Source organism: Pseudomonas sp. SDO5215_S409, assembly GCF_054071325.1.
In genome coordinates this window covers 24,549-27,782 of the sequence record NZ_JBSVWN010000069.1, presented here as the reverse complement: position 1 = coordinate 27,782, position 3,234 = coordinate 24,549, and the positions used below count along the sequence as shown (strand labels likewise).

The 3,234-nt window shown below is 63.4% G+C and carries 1 pseudogene; it reads left to right on the top strand.

The features are described from left to right. Positions 1-5: 5 nt before the first annotated feature. Positions 6-2,225: pseudogene (locus ACW9H9_RS25560) on the top strand (non-ribosomal peptide synthetase); the annotation flags it as partial. Positions 2,226-3,234 lie beyond the last annotated feature (1,009 nt).

The window sequence follows — 3,234 nt, the reverse complement described above, 5'->3', positions numbered from 1 at the left end:
CGTCGGTGAAACACACCCACGTGGCCCTGAGCCAGTTGCTGGCCCACGAACATGCTTCGCTGGCCCTGGCACAGGGCTGCAGTGGCGTGGTGGCCCCGGCGCCGCTGTTCAGCGCCTTGCTCAACTACCGTCATGGTTCTGCCACGGTCAGCGAGGCCAGCCAAGCGGCGTGGGAAGGCATCGAAATACTGGGCGGGGAAGGGGTCGACAGCTTCCCGCTGATTCTGTCGGTGGACGATGTGGGTAATGACTTCCGGGTCAACACCCTGGCGCCGCGTTCGGTAGGCGCCGCGCGGGTGCTGGGCTACGTGTGCAGCGTACTGACCGGCCTGGTCGATGCACTGGAACAGGCGCCGCACGCGGCCTTGAGCCGGGTGTCGATATTGCCGGCCGATGAACGCCAGCAACTGCTGCAAGCCTTCAACGCCACCGCACGCCCCTACCCGGGCAGTGAACCGGTGCACGTTGTGTTTGAGGCCCAGGCACAGTCCCGGCCGGAGGCACTGGCCGCGGTGCATGGCGAGCAACGCGTCAGCTATGGCGAGTTGAACGCCCGCGCCAACCGCCTGGCTCATCACCTGATGAGCGCTGGTGTGCAACCCGGCGCGAGTGTCGCGGTGCTGCTGGCCCGTTCGGTAGACCTGCTGGTGAGCCAATTGGCAATCAGCAAATGTGCGGCGGTGTACGTGCCACTGGACATCAACGCCCCGGCCGAGCGCCAGGAATTCATGGTGCGCGACAGCCAGGCAGCGTTGCTGCTGAGCCATGCCGACCAGTCGCTGGCCTTTGAGGTGCGGCGCCTGGACCTGGACGGGTTGAACCTGGACAGCGCGCCTGCGTACAACCCGGCGCTTGCGCAATCGGCCGAGACGGCGGCGTACATCATGTACACCTCCGGCTCCACCGGCACGCCCAAAGGCGTGTTGGTGCCGCACCGGGCGATCACGCGGTTGGTGATCAACAACGGCTATGCCGACTTCAACGCCCACGACCGCGTGGCCTTTGCCTCCAACCCGGCGTTCGACGCCAGCACCCTGGACGTATGGGCGCCGCTGCTCAACGGCGGCGCGGTGGTGGTGGTCGATCAGGACACGCTGTTGTCCCAGAGCGGGTTTGCGGCGCTGTTGCAGCAGCAGTCGGTCAGTGTGTTGTGGATGACCGCCGGGTTGTTCCACCAATACGCCGAAAGCCTGTTGCCGGTGTTCCCGCAACTGCGCTACCTGATCGTGGGAGGCGACGTGCTGGACCCGAGCGTGATTGCACGGGTGCTCAAGGACGGCGCACCGCAGCACCTGCTCAACGGCTACGGCCCGACCGAGGCGACCACGTTCTCCACCACCCACGCGATTACCGACGTGGGCGAGGGCAGCATTCCCATCGGACGTCCGGTGGGCAACACCCTGACCTATGTGCTGGATGCCCATCAGCAACCGGTGCCGGTAGGCGTGACCGGCGAGTTGTACATCGGTGGCCAGGGTGTGGCGTTGGGCTACTTGAACCGTGAAGACCTGACGGCGGAGAAATTCCTCGCCGACCCGTTCAACAGCGGTTTGATGTACCGCACCGGCGACCTGGTGGCCTGGCTGGCGGACGGCACCTTGCAGTACCGGGGCCGTAATGACCAGCAGGTGAAGATTCGTGGGTTCCGTATCGAACTGGGCGAGATCGAAACCCGCCTGGCCGGTTGCCCGGGAGTGCGCGACGCGGTGGTGTTGGCGCGTCAGGACGAGCCGGGGCACAAGCGCCTGGTGGCGTACTTCACCGAGCGCGAGCCGCTGGACATCGACGCCTTGCGTGCGCGGTTGCAGGGGCAATTGCCGGAGTACATGGTGCCGTCGGCCTATGTGCGGCTTGACAGTTTGCCGTTGACCAACAACGGCAAGGTGGATCGCAAGGCCTTGCCCGTACCGGATCAGGCTGCGTTGGTCAGCCGGGTCTACGAGGCGCCGCAAGGGCCGGTGGAAGTGGCGTTGGCGCAGCTGTGGGCGCAGGTGCTCAAGGTGGAGCAGGTGGGGCGGCATGACCACTTCTTTGAATTGGGCGGGCATTCGTTGCTGGCGGTGAGTTTGGTTGAGCTGATGCGCAAGCAGGGGTTGGATGCGGACTTGCGGGTGTTGTTGGCTCAGCCGACGTTGGTGGGGATGGCGGGGGCGGTGGGGAAGGTGGAGCATGTGGCGGTGCCGCAGTCTACCGTGCCTACGCTTGAACGTAAGCGCCGGATCTGAGGGCTTTTTTGGGGGGGGGGGGACATATCCGTTATTTTGGTTACGGCTGGTGGTGGTTCCGCCCTTACGGCGGGTCACTTTTGGCAGACGCCCCAAAAGTAACCAAAAGGTCTTCGCCCCACCACTCGGTGCCTCGCTGACGCTCGGCATGCCCGTATTCCAACCTTGCTCCGGGGGGGCGCCGCGATGGGCCATCCATGGCCCAGCGCGGCTAAGCCGGCGTCCTGCCGGCTTACCCCCCGGATCAAGGTCGGAATCCGGCCATCGTGGTTAACGGGGCGATTCAGATCAAAAGCAAGATCAAGATCAAGAGCAGGCGGTCTGGCAGCCGGTCTGTAAATTCACTCATCCGCTGTTGTGGTGAGTGACTTGCCACACGTTTGGCTGTGCAGTAGCACTAATGAAAGATGGAGGAAGTAAAGCACCAGGCTCCAAGCTTCAAGGTCGGCCGCCAGGCCGCCTGCTTTTGATCTTGATCTGCTTTTGATCTTGATCTTGAGCGCCCCGTTAAACCACGCTGGCCGTAGGCCGATGTTCAAGCGGGGGGTAAGCCGGCAGGACGCCGGCTTAGCCGCTCTCGGCCATGGATGGCCGATAGCGGCGGCCCCCCGATTGAATGTCGGACTACGGGCACACCGAGCGTCAGCGAGGTGCCGAGTGGTGGGGCGAAGCGCTTTTGGTTACTTTTGGCGCTCTTCCAAAAGTGACCCGCCGTAAGGGCGGAACCACCAGCCGCCGTTACCGCAGCAACGGATATGACCCCAACAATCCGAGCCCGCTACCGTTGTCCCTGCTTCCCATGACATACACCTCCCCCCCGATGTTTTAGTTTTCCTGCCCAGTGGAAACCCCCCGGGGCACGCGTCTTAACCAATCACTTTTTTGAACCTGACGGCTACAGCGTCTCGCCAATGACTGGCCATTCGCTGCTGTTCGACGCTCGGACATTACGTTGCATCTGAAGCCGGACTTTCTCGTCACCGTTTCCGAATCTTAAGCAGGTTACAAA